Origin of the sequence: Streptomyces sp. NBC_00414 (genome assembly GCF_036038375.1) — a bacterium.
Taxonomy (GTDB): domain Bacteria; phylum Actinomycetota; class Actinomycetes; order Streptomycetales; family Streptomycetaceae; genus Streptomyces.
In genome coordinates this window covers 3,568,278-3,588,157 of record NZ_CP107935.1, presented here as the reverse complement: position 1 = coordinate 3,588,157, position 19,880 = coordinate 3,568,278, and the positions used below count along the sequence as shown (strand labels likewise).

The window sequence follows — 19,880 nt, the reverse complement described above, 5'->3', positions numbered from 1 at the left end:
GCGGCGTCGCGCAGATAGATCAACACGCTATTACAACGTGATCACTGGCAAACGGCTGCTTTCGGCGGCCTCCGCTTGCGCATGGCTGCAGACACGCGAAGACCCCGTCCTCAGCGAAACCGCTGATGGCGGGGTCTTGGGCACACTTGCACAGTGTGCCCCCGGCAGGATTCGAACCTGCGCACACGGCTCCGGAGAGCGTGGTCATGACGTGCCTCAAAGATGCCCTGACCTGGGGCGGAGTCGACGCGCGACCGCTCACGCTGTTGGCTCACGCACCGCTCACGCACTCGCCGGGCGGAGAGGCAGGAGCCCGGCCTACCGCGAGCAAGTGTGAGCTAGCGGCTAGCAGTTCCGGGTACGGCTCAGCCATTCGCGCGGCCGTCATGGCGGACGCGATCAGATCGTCTGTGGGTCCGTCACCCGGCTGCTGTTCCACCGCCTTCACGAGCGACCATGCTGGACCTTCGATCCCGAACACCTGCACGTCGACGAGCCCTGATTCCCGAAGCTCGTCAGCAAGCTCTTCGCCGCGATGGAAGTACGCCAGGGTGAAGTGATCGCCGTCGTGCACCGCAGTTCGGAGAATCTTTGAGATTGCCCCCTGCATGCGCTCGGTGTGCAGATGCGCGTATGTGACGTGCTCGAACAGCGAGGCATAGCGGTTGATCGCCGCTGCGGCCACCAACCCTCCCGGCTTCACCACGCGTCGGGCCTCAGAGAGTGCCTTGCGGCGGTCGTCGGCGTCGGGCAAGTGGTAGAGCGGGCCGAGTAGTTGGACGACGTCATAGCTGTCATCGACCGCATCCAGGTCTCGTGCGTCTCCGAGTGATGCCGGGCAGACAGCAGACGCCTGCTCAACGTGGCGGGGGATGGGGTCCAACAAGGACACCTCGTATCCGTCCTTCACCAGCCACTCCGCATGCACTCCGGTGCCGCCCCCGACGTCCAGCACCCGGGCGGGGGTCGGCGGTAGGAAGCGACGTAGGAGTTCCTGCGTTCGGGCCAGTTCGAGACGGCCGTCTGCCGAGCGACGCAGGCGGCTGCCTTCGTTCACGGTCTCGCCGTAAAAGCGCAGGACAGAGGGGGCCAATTCGCGATTCGACATAGCAGCAGTATGGTGTGTACCGGTGGACCAGTCCACCCTGGAGTGTAGGAAGGGAAGTCATGGCCCTACTGAAGTACGAGGAGATCGCGGAGTCACTACGTGCCCGCATCGCCGCTGGCGAGTTCGAGCCGGATGAGCCACTGCCGTCCGGGCGGGACCTCGCAGAACAGTGGTCGGTGTCCCGTGCGACCGCCATCAAGGCAATGGATGTGCTGCGCAACGACGGTATCGTCGTGGCCAAACAGGGCACGGGATTCGTCGTGGCGAACACCCCCGTCGCGCGGCCGGCGGGCGCACGACGGGCGGGTTCCGCCCGTATCTCTGGAGGCATGCCCTACGAGAGGGTCGGTGAGCCAGATTGGGCCGAGCCCTCGGTGCGCGTGGCCGCCGCGCTGCGCCTGGATTCGGGAGTCTCCGCATTGCGGCGCATTCGACTCCACCGGCTCCCGGACGGGAGCCCGCACAGCTACGCGGAAGCGTGGTTCCCGCCGGAGATCGCGGAAGCCTCCCCCCGGCTTGCGGACACCGCTCCCATTGCCGAGGGGACGACTCGCTACGTTCGTCGACAGACCGGCCGCTATCCGGCGGAGGGGGTGGACGTGACCACGGTGAGGCTCGCAACCGAGCACGAGTCGCACCACCTTGCGCTGTCTGAGGCGACGGCGGTTGGCGTCATCCTGCACACCGCGTACGACCAACAAGGGCGCCCGCTCGTATGTGAAGAGGGGGTCACACCCTCCCCTCACTATGAGCAGGTGGAGACCTATGCGATGTAGGTCTGAGTTACCCATAGGAGAGCTGGACCGGTCTGCCGGTCCAGCTTTTTTTGATGCTTTTTAGTCCTCTGGCCAGCGGTGATGCTTCGTATGTCGACAAAGCGAATGCCGCATCGCTTGACTGGACCGGTCCACCGGTCCAGTCTATGGGTGTGCCCGGAGGAAAGCCCCACAAGGGGTGAGTACGAAGGAAGCGCCGATTGATTGAGAACTGAACAGTGATCGTGCGGGGCTGACGCGGGAGCGGCGGTCACGGTAGGTGCCTAGGGCGAGGGTCCGGGGGCAAACCGTCGTGATGTACGCAGCTCTCCCCCTATGCGCCTGGCAGGCGCCACCCGGTGACGGGTGTGGGGAAGTACAGCGGGCTCCAATGCACGTGGCGGGATGAGAAGACCGCCCCCGAGACGACCGGGTGACGTCGTCGGCGGCACGCCACCTTGCACCGTTCGTGCAAGCCGCCTGCTGGCGTCAGAGCAGTGACGATGACGCGCCCGATTCACCGGCTCGGGACCGGTCCGCCCCGCAAGGGCGCACCGGTGAAGCCGTTTCCCCTTCTCGCTGAGGGAGGTCGGTGTGAACCGACGACATTCTCAGGGCGCCGCCGCAGTCGACCGGCCGGCGGCGCCCGCACACCACTTTCGCCGGTCGCCTTCTTCCGCCGCAGGCTTCGCGCCTGCGGCCGGTTGCCTCCCCTGCCCGTCCGGGCCCCGCTGCACGCGGTGCTCGTACGGGTGGGGTTGCAGGGAGCCGGAATCTGCTGACTCCACAACGGCGGGCGGCACCGGTGTTCGAGCACCGGTGCCGCTGTTCGGGCCGTTCCACCCTCTTAAGGAGACACGACCCATGAAGCACATCGGTGCTGTTCAGACGGACGTTACCGCCGACGACTTCGACCGCGAGCCGACGTTCGGGGAGCTGGACGCCATCTGGATTGAGATGCCGCTCATCCAGGCTGAAGTTGAGCTGCTGGATGTGCAGATCAGCCTGTTGGACCGGCCGGTCACCGAGACGGACACGCGCCGGCTGCGGCGGGCCCACCGCAAGGTGCTCGCCGCCCGCCTCGTGCTGGCCAACCGGGACGGCGCCGCTTTCTCGGACGTGGCGTGATGGCGGGGGAGTTCACCGCTCAGATGTCCGTGAGCCGGGGCCCGTGGCGCCTGTACGTGGTGCTGCTCAACACCATCGAGCGGTGGCCTGAGTTCGGCTTCGACCGGGCGCTGCCGGTGCCGACGTTCACGGAACGTACGGACGCGCTCAGCGTGCTCGGCTTCGAGCCGCTGCCGGGTGCCGAGTGGACGTGGACCGAGGACAGCGAGACCCCCGACGACCCCGCCTCTCCGGTCTGCCTGATCGCCGCGATCCGGGTGCGTTCATGGGCGGGGGTGGACGCGTGAACGCCGTTCAGATCCGTTCAGCCGAGCGCGCCCTGTCGGTCGGCACATGGCTGATTGTGGCGGGCGCGATGCTGTATTCGATCCTCACCGTCACCCCGCTCGCTGCCGAGCACACCCCCGACAAGTGGGACTGGACGGCACCGATCCTGCCGCTGGTCGTCGATGCGGCGGTGGTGATCGTGGTCCGCCTCGATGCCGTGCTCGCCACCCTCGGAGGTCACGGTGGGAAGTGGCCGATCGTCCTTCGCTGGATGACCGGCTGCATGACCCTCGCCCTGAACATCGCAGACTCCGGACTGCGAAAAGACCTGGTCGGCGCGGCCGTCCACGCGGTCGCCCCGCTGCTGCTGATCGTCACCGCAGAGACCGGACTCGCCTACCGGCGCGCCATCGCTGCGGCCGTCACCACCCTGGAAGAGCGGCAGCAGACGGAGCGTGCGGCGCGGGAACAGGCAGCGGCCGAACGGCGCGAGGCTGCGGTGCGGCTGGCCCGTGAGCAGCGCGAGCACACCGCCGCACTGGCGCGTGAGCAGCGTGAGCACGAAGCCAGCCTGATCCGTGAACAGGCTGAGCGCGAAGAGCGGGCGCGGCGCGAGGAAGCCGAGCGCATCGAGATCCGGGAGCGGGCGGAGCGCGAGCAGCGTGAACGCGCTGAGCGTGAGCGTGAACAGCAGCGGCGCGAGCGTGAACGCCGTGAGCGCGAGGAAGCCGACCTGCGCGAGCAGGCACGGCAGCAGCACGTCGAGCGTGAGCGCCGTGAGCAGGTAGAGCGGGCGGCGCGTGCCGAGCGTGAACGCGCCGCGCTGCTGGCCGGCGGACCGGCTACGGCGAAGCTTTCGGAGGACCGGGCCCGCCCGATCGTCCGGGCCGCGTTCGAGTCCGGGTTGCCGACGCGGGCCGCTGCCGAGTTGTGCGGTTGGTCGGTCGGTTGGGTGTCCACCCGCTACCAGGAACTGCGCGACGCCGGCCACCCCGGTACCGCCCGCGAGGCGGTACCTGCTGAGGCGGTGGCGTGATGTCGCTCGGCTACGCGAAGTGCTTCGACCCGACCGGCGCCCGGTACGGCATCCCCACGTTCCCGTGGCGGTGCGTCCCGGACGGCTATGCCACCCGCCGGCAGTTACGGGCGCGCGGTCTGCGCCCGGGTGGGCAGCAGGTGGCCGCTCAGGCGCTGCGCCCGCGCTACCGGCGCGGCCCGCTCGTCGCCTACTTCTACCGCCTCGACCAGGCCAAGCCCGTTCGGTCGATGACGCCGGCCAGGTGGCGGGCGCTGGAGTGCGCCAACCGCGCCCGCCGGACGTGTCCGCAGTGCCTCACGGACGCCGGATACGTCATCCCCGCCTCCCTCGGCACCTGCGTGACCTGCGCCTACCCCGAAGAACAGCGCGCCGCCTGAATCCTTCCCTCTCTCACCTGGGAGTTCTGCTGTGTCCAGCCGTACCCGTACCCGCCGCGTGAAGACAGCGGCGGGCGTTCACACTGTGCGTCTGCCGCGCCAGCGCGGGCGCCGTTCCGCTCAGCCCTTCGTGGTCGTCGTGCCCGACCGTCCCTCTCTCGCCCGGGAGTTGGCCGGATGGGCGGGCGGTCTGTTGTGGCGCTTCCGCCATGCGCTCGCTCCGACCGGTATCGCCCTGGTCGCGTTCGTGGTGACCGCGCTCCTACACGTGCTGGCCTGGTGGTCAGCTCTCGTGCTTGCCCCCGCGGTGGCCGCGCCGGCCGGATGGCTGGCGTTCATGCAGCGCCGCCGCCCCGCCGCCGGCTCCACCCTCGCGTGGCGCTCCGGTCTGGCCCTGCTGGCCACCCTCGCCCTTGCGTGGGCCGCTCTGGCAGCCGGGTTCGGGCCGCTCGCCGGTCCGCTTGAGCTGCTGTGGCTGTTCCTGCTGCTGCCCGCTCAGACCGGTTGGCTCATCGTCCGCCGCACCCGCTGACCTGAAGGGATTGCCACATGGCAGACAACGGATCGGCCAACCGGGCCGCCAACCGGCAGCATCGGCAGGCACAGAGCGCAAACCGGCCGCGCGTCAACACCAACGACGGAACCACCAACAAGTCCAACAAGTTCGCCAACGCCGGTGCGGCGGCGGGCGGGTTCGTCGGCGCGATGGGCGGCTCGTTCGTCCCGCCCATCAACGTCACCGTCAACAACAACCGGGGCGCCGCCCGCGCCGGCGGTGGCCGTGGGTCCCAATCGCTGCTGCCAGCACCGGAGTTCACCTCTCCCGCGCAGGTACGGAACTACTGCAACACCCTGCGTGCTGCGGCCGTGGCCCTGTCCATCGAGGTGGCCATGGGCGCTGAGATCTTCAAGAGCGTGCTGTCCTCCGTGCCGGACCCGGAGGGCCGCGCGTTCGGCTCCAAGCTCCGGGCCCGCAAGGTCGCCCGCAAGATGCAGAAGTCCGCCGACGCCCTGCGCGACGCGGCCAAGAACGCCGCCGCCTGCTACTCGGTCTACCAGCAGGAATTCCAGGAAGAGATCAACGCGGTTCGTCACCGTGCCCGCAAACCACAGGCGCCGGTCATCAACTGGGCCGATCAGTAAGGAGGCACAGGCCATGGCCCGTGACCACAACCGCACGACCACCCACCCCGACGACGGCATGAGCGGCTACCCCCTCGACACGCACGGCGGCGGGGGCGGCATCGGCGCCTACCTGCTCAACCGGGCCAAGCCCCACCTTCCCCCGTGGATCGGCGTCGCCGGTGTCGGCATCACGGGGGCACTGGGGAACTGGCGGTGGGGCGAGAGCGCCGCCGCCGGTGTCGGCCTCACCCTCGCGTCCGTCGCCCTGTCCGGCGCCACCTGGTGGATGGGCAAGTCCACCACTCAGCAGCGCCGCATCCACTCCGCGATCACCGTGGCCGCCGGGTCCGCGTGGCTGACGGCCGCGTGCCTCGCAGGGCCCACGGCGGGGCCGATCGACGACATGTATCTGATCGGCGGGCCGGTGCTGGCCCTGTCCTGGAACGTGCGCATGGTCCTGCGCCGTAACGACGACCCCGCCGGCGAAGGCTCCGACAAGGGCCTGCTGGCCAAGGTCGGACTGGCGCGGGCACAGATCGGTGCGGCGAAGGTGGAACCCAACCGGGTCACCGCGCCGCTCGGTCTGGAAGCGGGCGAGCAGACCAACGACGACGTCACCAAGAGCCTGTCCCGCCTCGCGTCCGCCCTGGATCTGCCGACGTCGGCCGTGCGCTACCTGCCCGATCCCGGCTCGGCACGGCGCGGTGAACTGGTCATCGTTCCCGAAGACATGCTCGCCGAACTGGTGGAGTGGGAGGGCCCCTCGAACCTGGGGGGTTCGATCGCGGAACCGCTGGTGATCGGACGCTACGACGACGGCGCCCCGCTCCTGCTCTGGCTCCCGGGCGACCCAGAAGCCAAGCGGAACAGCACCCACGTCCTGATCGCGGGCGGGACCGGATCCGGCAAGGGCGACACCGCCCTCAACGTCCAGACCGAGATCCTCTCCCGCCGCGACGTGATCCTTTGGCTCTCCGACCCCAAGTCATTCCAGGACTTCCGCCCCCTGCTGCCCGGTATCGACTGGGCCGTTGAGGGCGGGACGGCCACCGAGGTCATGGTGGAAGCCCTCAAAGCCGCCATCCCCGCCCGCACCGGGTGGCTCGGTGCCCACCGCTACCGGCAGTGGACCCCGGAATGCGTCCAGATACAGAGCGACCCCGCGCACTCCTGCGGCAAGGACGGCACGGCGTGCGGCTGCGCGGGCATGCCCTTCCTGGTCGCCTGGATGGAGGAAGCGGCCAATACCCTGCGCGCCCTCGGGGACGACGTGTTCACCGGGATCGCGCAGGAAGCCCGCTCGGCTGGGATCTCGCTGGTCGTGTCGCTTCAGCGTCCGTCGTACGACCAGATGTCGACCAGCACCCGTGCCTCGCTGCCGTCCGTGATCGCGCTCGGCTGCGACCCGCGCGACGAAGGGTTCTCGCTGCCGGACACGGTCATCGACGCGGGCGCGCACCCCGGGGCATGGGGCAACCGACGCCCTGGCTACTGCTACGTCGTCAGCCCCGGCATTGACGAGTCCCGCTACCCCTCCCCGGGCCGCACCCGTGCCTTCGGGCACCGGGCGGTGCCGGTCATGGAGCTGCTGGCCACGTGGGCGCAGCGCAACGGCGCCACCCCCGACCCGATCACCGACCGCGCCGCCGCCGGTATCGCCGGCCGCGCCTACACCACCCGCAACGACACCGACGACCAGTCGACGGCGGGCGCCGCTGCCGACGAGGGGGACGACGACATGGAGTACGGGCTGTTGGTCGACCCGGAGGACGTCGACATCGACCCGGACGCCGAACTCCCCGACCCCGAGGAGGGCGACGACATCGCGCTGTTCGGACAGGAGACCGGCCGCAAGCCGTCCCCGGAAGAGGCCCGCCGACTGTTCGCCGACGCGCTCACGCAGTTCGAGGACGAGGGCCGAATGGTCGTCGGTCCGAAGGACTTCATGGAGTGGTGCGACCGGCACGGCCTCTCCCGCCCGTGGGTCTCCGCTCGCCTCAAAGAGGCGTACGAGGAAGGCCGGTTGGAGCCGACGAACCAGACCGGCCGGTGGCGGATCATTCCTGCCCTGACACCCGCGTGACACCTGACACCGTCACGGCACCCTGACACCCAAACCTCTAGGCACACGCGGTGTCACGCACTCCTGACACCACCCGCTGACACCCCTGACACCCCCACCTGACACCTGCGAGCCGCTTGCCCAGGGTGGACCGGTCTACCGGTCTACCCTCGCGGAAAGGAGTCTTCATGAACCACCGCGACCCGCCGGGGATCATCGCCCCGCACATCCCCGCCGACGACTGGCGCCGCGCAGAAGCCACCGGCGCCCCGCTCGTCATCGTCGTCCAGACCACCAGCGACCACACCGGCATCCCGTGGCAGCGGGTTCTGATCCCGTTCGCAGTCGCGGGCGCCGCCGCCCTCGGAACCTGGGGCCTGGTCGTCGCCCTCTGTGCCCTGTTCGACGCCGCCGCCCACGCATGGACCGTCATCGCGGGCGCCACCGGCCCGATTGGCATCGGCGGCATCACCCTCAAGCTCGCCCGCCCCAAGACCCACTAGCTAGGCCAAGGGCGGCCCCCACGTCTCGCCAAAGAACGGGGCCGCCCTTGCCGGCCAGCACCCACACGAGGAACTGGAGACCTCCAGGATGACCCAACCCACCGACCTCCGGCGAGCCAACGGCCCACGGCCGCGCGTGCTGGATCTGTTCTCCTGCGCCGGTGGCGCCGCAACCGGCTACCAGCGGACAGGGTTCGACGTGGACGGCTGCGACATCGCCGCCCGCCCGAACTACCCCTTCCCCTACCACCACGGTGACGCCCTCGAATACCTCGCCCACCTGATCACCACCGGCGAGATCCGCCGGTACGCGATCGTGCACGCGTCCCCGCCCTGCCAGGCCAAGAACACCTTGACCGTGGGCACGAACGCTTCACGAGGATGGGGCGGAACCCACGTGGACCTTGTGGCGCCCACCCGTGACCTCCTCGAACGGACCGGTCTGCCGTACGTCATCGAGCAGCCCAACGGGCAAGCGGAGATCCGTAAAGACCTCACCCTGTGTGGCGAGATGTTCGGGCTCGGGGTCATCCGGCACCGCAACTTCGAGTTGGGCGGCTGGACGGCCGAACGGCCTGCGCACGTTCCGCACCGGGGCCGCGTACGCGGATGGCGGCACGGCGTCTACTTCGACGGCCCGTACGTGGCCGCGTACGGCAACGGCGGGGGCAAGCCGTCCGTCCCGGAACTCCAGGCCGCAATGGGCATGACGTGGACCGACGTGCGCGAGGAACTCACCGAAGCCATCCCGCCCGCCTACAGCGAATTCATCGGCCGCGCCTACCTCACCACCGTAGCGTTGGGGGTGGCCGCGTGACCGAGCATCTGGTCAACGCCGCATTGGCCGCCGCCGCACGCGGCTGGCCCGTCATCCTGCTGCACCCCGGGCTGAAACGCCCCACCGGGCACCCCGAACACGCCTGCCCGGAAACCGGCCGGTGCGCCAATGGGCACCGCACCCCGGAGCAGCGCGCCACCACCGACCCCGACCTGATCCGCACCGCATGGGCGAGTCGCCCGTACAACGTGGGGATCGCGACCGGTCCGGCCGGTCTGCTGGTCGTCGACCTGGACCCGCTCAAGCCGAACGAGCCCATCGGAGCGCCTGACGGCGCCACATCGTTGCAAGCGCTCTGCGAGCGCGCCGGACAGCGGTTGCCCACCACACACCGGGTGCGGACTGCGCGCGGAGGGGAGCACCTGTACTTCACCGCCCCGCCCGGGGTCCGGTTGAAGTGCAGTGTGGACCGGCTCGGCCGGCACATCGACACCCGCGCGTGGGGCGGCTACGTCGTCGCCCCCGGCAGCACCACATCGGACGGTATGTACGAGGTCACCGACCCCGCGCCGGTCGCCGAACTTCCTACGTGGCTCGCCGCGTTGCTGACCGAGCCGGTCAAGCCGACCGTGGCGCCGGCGGTCGTGCCGGTACGGGACGGAACCCGCGCCGCCCAAGTTGCCCTCACCCGCGAGTGTGAGGTGATCCAGGCGGCGACCGAGGGCGGACCCACCGGCCGCAACCACACGCTGCACCGCAGCGCCTGCAAGGTCGCACGGTTCGTCGCGTGGGGCCACATCCCCCGCCCCGTGGTGGAGGAAGCAATCCAGGCGGCGGGGGAGTCGACGGGACTGTCGCCGGCCGAGTGCCGCACCACCATCCGCAGCGCCCTGGAATGGGTCCTCTCCCACGCCACTCCACGGGAAGCCGCATGACCCGCCCCCGCTCCCCCCACCTGGATTGCCTTCCCGACACCGCGAACGGCCCGCTGGCCGCCCAACAGGCAGGTCCCCATGCGGCTGTTGGCGCCCGAAGGGACGTCGCCGTAGGCGCCCTTTCAGCTCTTCTCCCGAACCCGCCGCAGGGCGACGGCCGGTACCCCGTGGCGTGGCTCCACATCGTCGCCCCGCGCGGCGCGGTCCCGACCGCCACCTCGAAATGCGAGTGCGGCCGTGACCGCAGCGCTGTAGGCCACACCCGCGTGCTCGCCCTGATCTCCGATCACACCGCGCACCGCGACCACTGCCCCCTCCGCACCCCTCAGGAAGGGAGGAACGCCGCATGACCACCACCGACACCCCCGCGTCGCCCATCGACGGCGCGGCCCTGCTCACCGAGGTCGAAGGGTTCCACCGTCGCTTCAACGTCTTCCCCCGGGAAGCCGCCTACGTCGCCGTCACCCTGTGGGACGCTCACGCGCACCTGTTGGACGCGTTCGACTCCACACCGCGTCTCGCGTTCCTCTCCCCGGAACCGGGCTCGGGGAAGTCGCGGGCCCTGGAAGTGGTCGAAACCCTCGTACCGCGTTCCATGGCCGCCGTGGACGCTTCCGCCGCCGCTCTGTTCCGGTCGGTGTCCGGTGTGGACGGTGGTCGCCCGACGATCCTGTTCGACGAGATCGACACGATCTTTGGTCCGAAGGCAGGGGAGAACGAGCAACTCCGGGGGTTCATCAACGCAGGTCACACCCGTGGCCGCGTGATGTACCGGTGCGTCGGGGACGGCTCCAACCAACAGGTACAGGGCTTCCCCTCGTACTGCGCGGTCGCCGTCGCCGGACTCGGTGGCCTGCCCGACACGATCATGACCCGCTCGGTCATCATCCGCATGCGCCGCCGGGCCAGGAACGAGACGGTGGAACAGTTCCGTACCCGCATCCACGTGCGGGAAGGCAACCAACTCCGTGACCGGCTCGCCAAGTGGGCGGAAGCCATTCAGGAACAGGTCACCGACGCGTTCCCGGACATGCCCGAAGGGGTCGCCGACCGGCCGGCGGACGTGTGGGAACCCCTGATCGCCATCGCGGACGCGGCCGGCGGCGACTGGCCCAAACGGGCCCGCGAAGCATGCGTGGCCCTGGTCAAAGCCTCGCAGGTGAACGACAAGGGCAGCATCGGAATTCGCCTGCTCACCGACCTGCGCGACCACGTGATGATCGGCATCGACCGCCTGCCCACCGTCGCCATCCTCGACCGGCTCAACGCCCTTGACGACGCCCCGTGGGCCGACCTCAACGGCAAGCCCCTCGACAACCGGCGCCTGTCCCGGATGCTCGGGGAGTACGTCACCGCAGACGGCGACCCCGTGGCCTCTCGCAACATCAAGACCGCCGGGAGTGTCCTCAAGGGCTACTACGCCACCGATCTCCACGACGCGTGGCAACGCTACTGCCCCCCGACCCCGGAAAGTCCGCTACTCCCGCTACCGGACGCCGAAAACACGCTCTGACCAGCGCAAACCCGGTAGCGGGTCGCGCCCCGCGACCCGCTACCTCTCGCTACTCCATCCGCTACCGCTACCCCTCTCCGCTACCTCCGGCAGGGCTCTGACCTGCACGGAAGCGGAGGTAGCGCAGGTAGCGGACTTTCCAGAAGGGGTTGAACCCCCGCCCCGTCAAAGCCTAGGAGAGGGCAGCAGCATGAGCGCCCGCGCGCTGGACGAGAAGATGACCCTTAAAGAGGTCATTGCTGATCTGAGGGTTCCTCAGTCGACCTTTTACCGGTGGCGCCAAATTGGAAAGGCGCCCCGCTCAATCAAGCTTCCGAACGGTGACGTGCGAATCCGCCGTTCGGAGTATGAGCGTTGGCTTGCGGAGCGGGAGGACGCTGCGTGACCAACAGTACGACGAATGCGATTCAGGGCGCCCACGGAAGCGGGCGCCCTGAGGGCAGCGAGGAACGTACCTTCTCAACTGACGTTCGAGTATGGGGAGTTGGCAAAGTAGCCAGCAAAGCAGCCCCGTATCAACTCCGATGGATCGTTGCGGGAAAGCGTCGTTTCGCATCGTTTCCTACCTCGGCACTTGCCGATACCCGCCGCTCGGAATTGCGCCAAGCACTCCGAAGAGGTGAGGCATTCGATGTGGAATCGGGTCTGCCTGAGTCTGAGGTTCGGAAGGCAGACGCAGAGGCCGTATCGCAAGCTGAGGCGAATTTGGACCTCACGTGGTGGGATTTCTCGCGCGAGTTCATGAAACGTCGCTGGCGTACAGCAGCGGCAAAGACGCGGGAGGGATTCGCTGACAGTCTTGCTGCCGCAGCCCTGGGGATGATGGCTGACAAGCCCAACGCCCCGGATCTCCAAGCCGTGCGGCGTGCAGTGCGGTGGACTGTCGTACCCGCCCACGCGCACGAGGAACCCCCGCCACCTCTGGCGAAGGTCTGCGCGTGGCTCGCGGAGAACTCGCTTCCCCTGTCGGCGCTGAGAGATACCAGCAAAGCCGAGGACGTCCACTATCGGTTGGCCTACAGACTTGACGGAAAGTTGGCCGCCAAGGACACGTACAAGCGCCGCCGCCGCAACATCAACGCTGCCATGGAGTACGCGATCCAGAAAGGATACCTGGACGAGAACCCGATTGCCGGGTTGGAGCGAACCGCTACTGCTGCCAGTGGTCCGCTTGACTCGCGAGTTCTCATGAACGCCACACAGGGGCGGGAGTTCCTCACGGCCGTTTCCTATGTGGGCTCGGTTCATCGAAATCGGGGAAGGCGTTTGGTCGCATTCTTCGGCTGTATTCTATACGCCGCAATGCGTCCGGCGGAAGTTGTGGGGCTGCGGCTCGATGACTGCCACCTACCGGAAACCGGATGGGGCGTTCTCACCCTTCGAGAAACACGCCCTGTGTCCGGCAAAAAGTGGACCGACTCAGGCGAACGACATGACAGAAGGGGACTGAAAATGCGAGACCCCGAAGCGGATCGTCCCGTGCCAATCCCGCCGGTGTTGGTCGCCATGCTTCGGGCGCACATCAATGAGTTCGGAGTAGCCGCCGATGGTCGGGTGTTCCAGAACGAGCGGGGCGGTTTGGTGGGCACGTCCAGCTACTGGCGCGTGTGGCAGGAAGCGCGGGCGTACGCCTTCCCGCCGCCCAAGTTCCATTCGCCGCTTGCCGAGAAGCCGTACCACGGGCGGGCGACGTGCATCACGGACTGGCTTCGCTCGGGTCTGCCTGTCGCCGAAGTGGCGCGACGCGCGGGCACGTCCCCGGAGGTCATCAACCGCCACTACGCCGGCTGTCTCGACAACAGCGAGGAGGAGGAGAACAGGAAGATCGAAAAGGCGATGGGTTGGGGGTCGCCAGACGCTCCGTGAGGAGTGCGTGGCTCACGCACTCCTCACGCACAACCAGTGAGAGACAGTGAGAAAGGGTGGGAGTCAGTTGGACTGACTCCCACCCTCTGACATCGGCATCCGCCCTGGTCAGGACTTGGTTTCAGGTCTGTGACCGGCGAGTGCCCCCGGCAGGATTCGAACCTGCGCACACGGCTCCGGAGGCCGTTGCTCTATCCCCTGAGCTACGGGGGCGTGTCGGGCGCTGTGGTTGCGGCGACGGGTTGAACCCTACCAGCTCTTTCGGGGTCTTCATGAACGGTTTTCGGGGGTGGGGGAGGGGGTGTCGAGGGTGCGTTGGATCTTGCCGGGGTGGCGGGCCGGGGGTCCCCCGCGTGGGGTGGAAGTGGGGAAAAGCCGGACGCGACCCCGCGCGCCGACCTACTCTCGACTTGTGCCAGGCGCGTCGGGTCGGGTGCTTGTTGTGGACGACAACAAGGTCATCCGGCAACTGATCAGGGTCAACCTCGAACTGGAGGGTTTCGAGGTCGTGACCGCGGCCGACGGTGTCGAGTGCCTGGATGTCATCCACCAGGTCCGGCCCGATGTAGTCACCCTCGACGTGGTCATGCCCCGGCTGGACGGGCTGCGCACCGCCGCCCGGCTCCGAGCCGATCCGCGGACCCGTAACCTCCCACTCGCCATCATCAGCGCGTGCACCCAGTACGAGGTCGAGAACGGCCTCGACGTCGGTGTCGACGCCTTCCTGTCCAAGCCCTTCGAGCCCGCGGATCTGGTCCGGCTCGTACGCCAGTTGCTGGAGCGGCGGGAGACCGCCGACACCGGTGTCGGCAGTGCCTCCGGCAGTGGGGCCGCGTCGGCGTTCGACAGTGCCGAGAGCCTTTACGGGCCCGGTGGGGCCGAGCGTGCCGGCCGTGCCGGCAACTGAGCCGGACCGGAAGAAGGCCAGAGGAGAGGGAGAGAGGAGAGGGCAAGGAAGAGGCGAGAGGGGGCGTCCATATTGCGGACCCCGGCCCAAACCCATTCGCCTACCCACCCCCCTCCTCCCCTACGCTTGTCCCGTGACCCCCGTCGAGCTCTCCAGCACCGTTCTGCGCGCCGTGCGCCGTGCGGTGGACGCGGGTGAGCTGGCCGTGGTCGTGCCCGAGCGGGCGCAGGTCGTGCCGCCCAGGCCCGGAGGACGCGGGGACTACGCCACCAATGTCGCCCTTCAGCTGGCCCGCCCCGCGGGCCGGCCGCCTCGTGAGGTCGCCGAGATTCTGCTACCGCACCTCAGCGGAGTGGCGGGCGTGACCCGGGTCGACGTCACCGGGCCCGGGTTCCTCAACATCACTCTCAGCGGCCGCGGGCCCGCCCTCATCGAGGAGATCCTGCGGCGCGGCGAGCGGTACGGCTACGCCGACAGGGCGACCGGCAACGTCGTCCAACTGCACCACCCCCGCGAAGTGCGCGCCGCCGTCACCGGGCAGGCGCTCGCCCGGATTCTGCGGTCCCAGGGCGACCTCGTCCGTACCTCCTGCGAGGCCGAGCCGGATCCGGCCTGGGCCGGGCCCCTCGGCGTCACCGTCGACGCCTACGGCGCGCCCGGCGCGACCGCGCCCCTCGAAGTCAACCTCCGGCCCGTGCCCGCCGGCCAGGACCCCACCCCCCTCGGCCGCGACGCCGCCCGCTGGGCGCTCCTGCACACCGCCCCCCACGACCACCCCCGCATCAGCGGCACCGCGGGGCACCTCCTGCTGAGCCAGCGGGAGAGCAACCCCCTCTTCCGGGTCCGTTACGCGTACGCCCGCTGCCGGGCCCTCAGCGGCAACGCCGCCGCACTCGGGTTCGCCGCCGTACCCGGGGACGGCGCGGGCGATCCCTGCGCTCTTCTCGACGCCCTCGACACCTACCCCCACGCCCTCGCCGCCGCGGCGCGCCACCGCGCACCCGACCGGCTCGCGCGGCACCTCGTCACCGTCGCCGACGCGCTGCTCGCCTTCCAGCACACGGTGCTCCCGCTGGGGGACGAGAAACCCTCGGCCGCCCACCGTTCCCGGCTCGCGCTCGCCGAAGCCACCGGGACGGTGCTGGCCGGCGGCCTGTCCCTGCTCGGCATCGACGCCCCGACACATCTCTGATCAGGTCCGAATGATCTGAAGCCAGCTGAACTGAACTGAACTGATCTGATCCGGGATCTCCGAGAAAGCCATACAGACATGAGCCGTTCCGCACACCCCGCCGGGCCCCGCCACGCCGATGTCCTGCCCGAGGGTCACTACACCGCCCCGGCGGCCGACCTCAACGCCCTCGACCCGAAGGTCTGGGCGCAGACCGTGACGCGTACCGACAGCGGTTCGGTCAGCGTCGGCGGGATCGATGTGGCGACACTCGCCGAAGAGTTCGGCACGCCCGCCTACTTCGTCGACGAGACCGACTTCAGGGCACGGGCGCGGGCCTGGCGCACCGCCTTCGGGCACGACGCCGACGTGTTCTACGCCGGGAAGGCGTTCCTCTCCCGCGCCGTCGTGCGCTGGCTGCACGAGGAGGGCCTCAACCTCGATGTGTGTTCCGGCGGTGAGCTGACCACCGCCCTCTCCGCGGGGATGCCCGCCGACCGCATCGCCTTCCACGGCAACAACAAGTCCGTGGAGGAGATCACCAAGGCCGTCGAGGTCGGCGTCGGACGCATCGTCCTCGACTCGTTCCAGGAGATCGTGCGGGTCGCGCACATCGCGCAGGGCCTCGGCAAGCGGCAGCGCGTGCAGATCCGTATCACCGTCGGCGTCGAGGCGCACACGCACGAGTTCATCGCCACCGCCCACGAGGACCAGAAGTTCGGCATTCCGCTGGCCGGCGGACAGGCCGCCGAGGCCGTGCGGCGGGCCCTGCAGCTCGACGGGCTCGAACTCATCGGCATCCACTCGCACATCGGGTCCCAGATCTTCGACATGTCCGGGTTCGAGGTCGCCGCCCACCGCGTCGTGGGACTCCTCAAGGACATCCGCGACGAGCACGGGGTCGAGCTGCCCGAGATCGACCTCGGTGGCGGCCTCGGCATCGCCTACACCAGCGACGACGACCCCAGCGAGCCCCACGAGATCGCCAAGGCGCTCGGTGAGATCGTGACGCGGGAGTGCGAGGCCGCGAAGCTGCGGACCCCGCGGATCTCGGTCGAGCCCGGGCGCGCCATCGTCGGGCCCACCGCCTTCACCCTGTACGAGGTCGGCACCGTCAAGCCCCTCGAAGGACTGCGTACGTACGTCTCCGTCGACGGCGGCATGTCCGACAACATCCGTACCGCGCTGTACGACGCCGAGTACAGCGTCGCCCTGGTCTCCCGTACGAGTGACGCCGCGCCCATGCTCGTACGCGTGGTCGGCAAGCACTGCGAGAGCGGTGACATCGTCGTGAAGGACGCCTTCCTGCCCGCCGACCTGGCGACCGGTGACCTCATCGCGGTGCCTGCCACCGGCGCGTACTGCCGGTCGATGGCCAGCAACTACAACCACGCCCTGCGCCCGCCCGTCGTCGCGGTCCGCGACGGCGAGGCCAGGGTCATCGTCCGCCGCGAGACCGAGGAGGACCTGCTGCGTCTCGACGTCGGCTGACATGAGCGAGCGGGCCCGGACGGACCCGCTCGACTCCGGGCGGAAGATCTCCTGTTTTCCGGCCCCGCGTAAATGAAATAGACATCTCACGATCCGGACGAGGGGCAGAAACTCCCGTCCGGTGAGTGAGACTGGTCCCACCGTGACGGTATGAGGAAACGAGGTCGGATGATGCGTACGCGTCCGCTGAAGGTGGCGCTGCTGGGCTGTGGGGTCGTCGGCTCAGAGGTGGCGCGCATCATGACGACGCACGCCGACGACCTCGCCGCGCGCATCGGGGCCCCCGTCGAGCTGGCGGGCGTGGCCGTACGGCGCCCCTCCAAGGTGCGTGAGGGCATCGACCCCGCCCTGGTCACCACCGACGCGACCGCTCTGGTCAAACGCGGTGACATCGACGTGGTCGTCGAGGTCATCGGCGGCATCGAGCCCGCCCGCACCCTCATCAGCACCGCCTTCGAGCACGGCGCCTCCGTCGTCTCCGCGAACAAGGCGCTCCTCGCCCAGGACGGCGCCGCGCTGCACGCCCTCGCCGAGGAACACGGCAGGGACCTCTACTACGAGGCCGCCGTCGCCGGTGCCATCCCGCTGATCCGGCCGCTGCGCGAGTCCCTCGCGGGCGACAAGGTCAACCGGGTCCTCGGCATCGTCAACGGCACCACCAACTTCATCCTCGACAAGATGGACTCGACGGGCGCCGGCTACCAGGAGGCCCTCGACGAGGCCACCGCCCTCGGGTACGCGGAAGCCGACCCCACCGCCGATGTCGAGGGCTTCGACGCCGCCGCCAAGGCCGCCATCCTCGCCGGGATCGCCTTCCACACGCGCGTACGCCTCGACGACGTGTACCGCGAGGGCATGACCGAGGTGACCGCCGCCGACTTCGCCTCGGCGCGGGCGATGGGCTGCACCATCAAGCTGCTCGCCATCTGTGAGCGGGCCGCCGACGGCGGATCGGTCACCGCGCGGGTGCATCCCGCCATGATCCCGCTGACCCACCCGCTCGCCTCCGTGCGCGGCGCCTACAACGCCGTGTTCGTCGAGTCGGACGCCGCGGGCCAGCTCATGTTCTACGGGCCGGGCGCGGGCGGTGCCCCGACGGCGTCCGCCGTCCTCGGCGACCTCGTCGCCGTGTGCCGCAACAAGCTCAGCGGCGCGACCGGGCCCGGCGACTCGGCGTACACCCAGCTGCCGGTGTCGTCCATGGGTGAGGTCGTGACCCGCTACCACATCAGCCTCGATGTGGCGGACAAACCGGGCGTTCTCGCCCAAGTGGCGACCGTCTTCGCCGAACACGGAGTGTCGATCGATACGGTTCGCCAGCAGGGGCGGCAGGACGGAGGCGGCGATGCCTCCCTCGTGGTCGTCACCCATCGCGCGTCCGACGCGTCCCTGACCGGGACCGTAGAGGCGCTGCGCAACCTCGACACCGTGCGTGGTGTCGCCAGCATCATGCGGGTTGAAGGAGAGTAACGAGCAATGACCCACCAGTGGCGCGGAATCATCGAGGAGTACCGGGACCGGCTGCCGGTGTCCGACACCACGCAGGTCGTCTCGCTGCGTGAGGGCGGTACGCCGCTCGTGCCCGCGCAGGTGCTCTCCGAGCGCACGGGCTGCGAGGTCCACCTCAAGGTCGAGGGTGCGAACCCCACCGGGTCCTTCAAGGACCGCGGTATGACCATGGCCATCACGCGGGCCAAGGAGGAAGGCGCCAAGGCCGTCATCTGTGCCTCCACGGGCAACACCTCTGCCTCGGCGGCAGCCTACGCCGTACGGGCCGGGATGGTCTGCGCCGTTCTCGTCCCGCAGGGCAAGATCGCGCTCGGCAAGATGGGCCAGGCCCTCGTGCACGGCGCGAAGATCCTCCAGGTCGACGGCAACTTCGACGACTGCCTCACGCTGGCGCGCAACCTCTCCGACAACTACCCGGTGGCGCTGGTCAATTCGGTGAACCCGGTGCGTATCGAGGGGCAGAAGACCGCGGCGTTCGAGATCGTGGACATGCTCGGCGACGCCCCCGACATCCACGTCCTCCCGGTGGGCAACGCGGGCAACATCACCGCGTACTGGAAGGGGTACACCGAGTACGCCGCCGACAAGATCGCCGCACGGACCCCGCGGATGTGGGGCTTCCAGGCCTCCGGGTCCGCGCCCATCGTGCGCGGCGAGGTCGTCAAGGACCCCTCGACGATCGCCACCGCGATCCGCATCGGCAACCCGGCCTCGTGGCAGTTCGCGCTCGCCGCGCGGGACGAGTCGGGCGGCTTCATCGACGAGGTGACGGACCGTGAGATCCTGCGCGCCTACCGGCTGTTGGCCGCGCAGGAGGGCGTCTTCGTCGAGCCGGCCTCCGCCGCCTCGGTCGCCGGTCTCCTCAAGGCCGCCGAGCAGGGCAAGGTGGATCCGGGGCAGCGCATCGTCTGCACGGTGACCGGAAACGGCCTCAAGGACCCCGACTGGGCTGTCGCGGGCGCCCCGCAGCCGGTCACCGTCCCGGTCGACGCCGCGACGGCCGCCGAGCGCCTGGGTCTCGCGTAACGCGAGGCCTGGTCACTCCTTACTGGCCGCACGAGGGTGCCTGGCCCCCACTGGCGGCAGCGAGTGAGCCGAAGGGGCGCGCCTGTGTCGAGGCGGCGATCGCGCGGAGCGCCCGACGAAGGAGGGTCGAGCACGATCGCCGCCTCGACACAGGCTCCAGCGCCCCGGAGGCGAACCGAGCTCCAAAAAAGGGGGTGCACATGCGGGCTTGCGACACGCATCGTGCGCCTCCTGTGCGCCCTATGTCGCCACAGAACCTTCCTTCGATAAGCTGTACCGAACCCGCCCGCCGCATATGCCGCGGTGCCGCGCCGTCCCTC

Annotated in this window: 20 protein-coding genes and 1 tRNA gene; 19 read left to right on the top strand and 2 right to left on the bottom strand. The window is 69.2% G+C overall.

Annotated features, from left to right (window positions below; all coding sequences use genetic code 11):
- Nucleotides 1-271 precede the first annotated feature (271 nt).
- Nucleotides 272-1,108 carry a class I SAM-dependent methyltransferase gene (locus OHS59_RS15245; RefSeq protein WP_328493941.1) on the bottom strand — a complete coding sequence of 279 codons (837 nt, stop codon included), beginning with the start codon at nt 1,106-1,108 and terminating at the stop codon, nt 272-274.
- Between the two features lie 59 nt (nt 1,109-1,167).
- On the opposite strand from OHS59_RS15245, the gene OHS59_RS15240 reads away from it, so the two are divergent.
- The 14 genes from OHS59_RS15240 to OHS59_RS15175 all read left to right on the top strand — a co-directional run bounded on the left by OHS59_RS15240 (nt 1,168) and on the right by OHS59_RS15175 (nt 13,456).
- The gene (locus OHS59_RS15240) at nt 1,168-1,884 is read left to right on the top strand and encodes a GntR family transcriptional regulator (RefSeq protein WP_328493940.1); all 717 of its coding nucleotides are present in this window, start codon (nt 1,168-1,170) and stop codon (nt 1,882-1,884) included.
- Nucleotides 1,885-2,727: 843 nt separating this feature from the next.
- A complete protein-coding gene (locus tag OHS59_RS15235) occupies nt 2,728-2,991 on the top strand; it encodes a DUF6284 family protein (RefSeq protein ID WP_328493939.1) in 264 nt (87 codons plus the stop codon).
- Nucleotides 2,992-3,014: 23 nt separating this feature from the next.
- Nucleotides 3,015-3,278, top strand: coding sequence for a DUF6303 family protein (locus OHS59_RS15230; protein WP_443061443.1), 264 nt, complete (start codon nt 3,015-3,017; stop codon nt 3,276-3,278).
- Nucleotides 3,275-4,294 carry a DUF2637 domain-containing protein gene (locus OHS59_RS15225; protein WP_328493937.1) on the top strand — a complete coding sequence of 340 codons (1,020 nt, stop codon included), beginning with the start codon at nt 3,275-3,277 and terminating at the stop codon, nt 4,292-4,294. Before OHS59_RS15230 ends, OHS59_RS15225 begins: the two co-directional genes overlap by 4 nt.
- Nucleotides 4,294-4,674, top strand: a complete 381-nt coding sequence (locus OHS59_RS15220; protein WP_328493936.1) for an RRQRL motif-containing zinc-binding protein — start codon at nt 4,294-4,296, stop codon at nt 4,672-4,674. The genes OHS59_RS15225 and OHS59_RS15220 overlap by 1 nt, the downstream gene beginning before the upstream one ends.
- Nucleotides 4,675-4,705: 31 nt before the next feature.
- Entirely contained in the window at nt 4,706-5,206 is a 501-nt protein-coding gene (locus tag OHS59_RS15215) for a hypothetical protein (protein WP_328493935.1), read from the top strand.
- 17 nt (nt 5,207-5,223) lie between these two features.
- Nucleotides 5,224-5,817 (top strand): plasmid transfer protein TraA, encoded by a 594-nt coding sequence (gene traA, locus OHS59_RS15210; protein ID WP_328493934.1) that lies wholly within the window; start codon nt 5,224-5,226, stop codon nt 5,815-5,817.
- Between the two features lie 58 nt (nt 5,818-5,875).
- A complete protein-coding gene (gene traB / locus OHS59_RS15205) occupies nt 5,876-7,882 on the top strand; it encodes a plasmid transfer protein TraB (RefSeq protein WP_328499214.1) in 2,007 nt (668 codons plus the stop codon).
- Between the two features lie 167 nt (nt 7,883-8,049).
- Nucleotides 8,050-8,364: a hypothetical protein gene (locus OHS59_RS15200; protein ID WP_328493933.1), complete on the top strand. Its 315-nt coding sequence runs from the start codon at nt 8,050-8,052 to the stop codon at nt 8,362-8,364.
- 88 nt (nt 8,365-8,452) lie between these two features.
- Entirely contained in the window at nt 8,453-9,181 is a 729-nt protein-coding gene (locus tag OHS59_RS15195) for a DNA methylase (protein ID WP_328493932.1), read from the top strand.
- Nucleotides 9,178-10,077: a bifunctional DNA primase/polymerase gene (locus OHS59_RS15190; RefSeq protein ID WP_328493931.1), complete on the top strand. Its 900-nt coding sequence runs from the start codon at nt 9,178-9,180 to the stop codon at nt 10,075-10,077. Before OHS59_RS15195 ends, OHS59_RS15190 begins: the two co-directional genes overlap by 4 nt.
- Nucleotides 10,078-10,423: 346 nt before the next feature.
- Complete coding sequence (locus tag OHS59_RS15185; protein WP_328493930.1) at nt 10,424-11,590, top strand: DUF3631 domain-containing protein; 1,167 nt, start codon at nt 10,424-10,426, stop codon at nt 11,588-11,590.
- 190 nt (nt 11,591-11,780) lie between these two features.
- Entirely contained in the window at nt 11,781-11,975 is a 195-nt protein-coding gene (locus OHS59_RS15180; protein ID WP_328493929.1) for a helix-turn-helix transcriptional regulator, read from the top strand.
- Nucleotides 11,972-13,456 carry a tyrosine-type recombinase/integrase gene (locus OHS59_RS15175; RefSeq protein ID WP_328493928.1) on the top strand — a complete coding sequence of 495 codons (1,485 nt, stop codon included), beginning with the start codon at nt 11,972-11,974 and terminating at the stop codon, nt 13,454-13,456. The genes OHS59_RS15180 and OHS59_RS15175 overlap by 4 nt, the downstream gene beginning before the upstream one ends.
- Before the next feature lie 141 nt (nt 13,457-13,597).
- Here OHS59_RS15175 and OHS59_RS15170 read toward each other — a convergent pair.
- Nucleotides 13,598-13,669: transfer RNA gene (locus OHS59_RS15170), tRNA-Arg, on the bottom strand.
- A 145-nt stretch (nt 13,670-13,814) separates the two neighbouring features.
- Between OHS59_RS15170 and OHS59_RS15165 the strand changes: the two genes are divergently transcribed.
- The 5 genes from OHS59_RS15165 to thrC all read left to right on the top strand — a co-directional run bounded on the left by OHS59_RS15165 (nt 13,815) and on the right by thrC (nt 19,560).
- A complete protein-coding gene (locus OHS59_RS15165; RefSeq protein ID WP_328493927.1) occupies nt 13,815-14,363 on the top strand; it encodes a response regulator in 549 nt (182 codons plus the stop codon).
- A gap of 133 nt (nt 14,364-14,496) precedes the next feature.
- A complete protein-coding gene (gene nrtL, locus OHS59_RS15160; RefSeq protein ID WP_328493926.1) occupies nt 14,497-15,555 on the top strand; it encodes an ArgS-related anticodon-binding protein NrtL in 1,059 nt (352 codons plus the stop codon).
- A gap of 78 nt (nt 15,556-15,633) precedes the next feature.
- Nucleotides 15,634-17,025: a diaminopimelate decarboxylase gene (gene lysA, locus OHS59_RS15155; RefSeq protein ID WP_328493925.1), complete on the top strand. Its 1,392-nt coding sequence runs from the start codon at nt 15,634-15,636 to the stop codon at nt 17,023-17,025.
- A 171-nt stretch (nt 17,026-17,196) separates the two neighbouring features.
- Nucleotides 17,197-18,495, top strand: coding sequence for a homoserine dehydrogenase (locus OHS59_RS15150; RefSeq protein ID WP_328499213.1), 1,299 nt, complete (start codon nt 17,197-17,199; stop codon nt 18,493-18,495).
- A 6-nt stretch (nt 18,496-18,501) separates the two neighbouring features.
- Nucleotides 18,502-19,560: a threonine synthase gene (gene thrC, locus OHS59_RS15145; protein WP_189773483.1), complete on the top strand. Its 1,059-nt coding sequence runs from the start codon at nt 18,502-18,504 to the stop codon at nt 19,558-19,560.
- The last annotated feature ends 320 nt before the right edge of the window (nt 19,561-19,880 follow it).

Excerpts from the sequence above, each read along its gene's own strand:
- OHS59_RS15245 (WP_328493941.1), bottom strand. The coding sequence starts at position 1,108 with ATGTCGAATCGCGAATTGGCCCCCTCTGTCCTGCGCTTTTACGGCGAG.
- OHS59_RS15240 (WP_328493940.1), top strand. The coding sequence starts at position 1,168 with ATGGCCCTACTGAAGTACGAGGAGATCGCGGAGTCACTACGTGCCCGC.
- OHS59_RS15235 (WP_328493939.1), top strand. The coding sequence starts at position 2,728 with ATGAAGCACATCGGTGCTGTTCAGACGGACGTTACCGCCGACGACTTC.
- OHS59_RS15230 (WP_443061443.1), top strand. The coding sequence starts at position 3,015 with ATGTCCGTGAGCCGGGGCCCGTGGCGCCTGTACGTGGTGCTGCTCAAC.
- OHS59_RS15220 (WP_328493936.1), top strand. The coding sequence starts at position 4,294 with ATGTCGCTCGGCTACGCGAAGTGCTTCGACCCGACCGGCGCCCGGTAC.
- traA (WP_328493934.1), top strand. The coding sequence starts at position 5,224 with ATGGCAGACAACGGATCGGCCAACCGGGCCGCCAACCGGCAGCATCGG.
- traB (WP_328499214.1), top strand. The coding sequence starts at position 5,876 with ATGAGCGGCTACCCCCTCGACACGCACGGCGGCGGGGGCGGCATCGGC.
- OHS59_RS15200 (WP_328493933.1), top strand. The coding sequence starts at position 8,050 with ATGAACCACCGCGACCCGCCGGGGATCATCGCCCCGCACATCCCCGCC.
- OHS59_RS15195 (WP_328493932.1), top strand. The coding sequence starts at position 8,453 with ATGACCCAACCCACCGACCTCCGGCGAGCCAACGGCCCACGGCCGCGC.
- OHS59_RS15185 (WP_328493930.1), top strand. The coding sequence starts at position 10,424 with ATGACCACCACCGACACCCCCGCGTCGCCCATCGACGGCGCGGCCCTG.
- OHS59_RS15180 (WP_328493929.1), top strand. The coding sequence starts at position 11,781 with ATGAGCGCCCGCGCGCTGGACGAGAAGATGACCCTTAAAGAGGTCATT.
- lysA (WP_328493925.1), top strand. The coding sequence starts at position 15,634 with ATGAGCCGTTCCGCACACCCCGCCGGGCCCCGCCACGCCGATGTCCTG.
- OHS59_RS15150 (WP_328499213.1), top strand. The coding sequence starts at position 17,197 with ATGCGTACGCGTCCGCTGAAGGTGGCGCTGCTGGGCTGTGGGGTCGTC.
- thrC (WP_189773483.1), top strand. The coding sequence starts at position 18,502 with ATGACCCACCAGTGGCGCGGAATCATCGAGGAGTACCGGGACCGGCTG.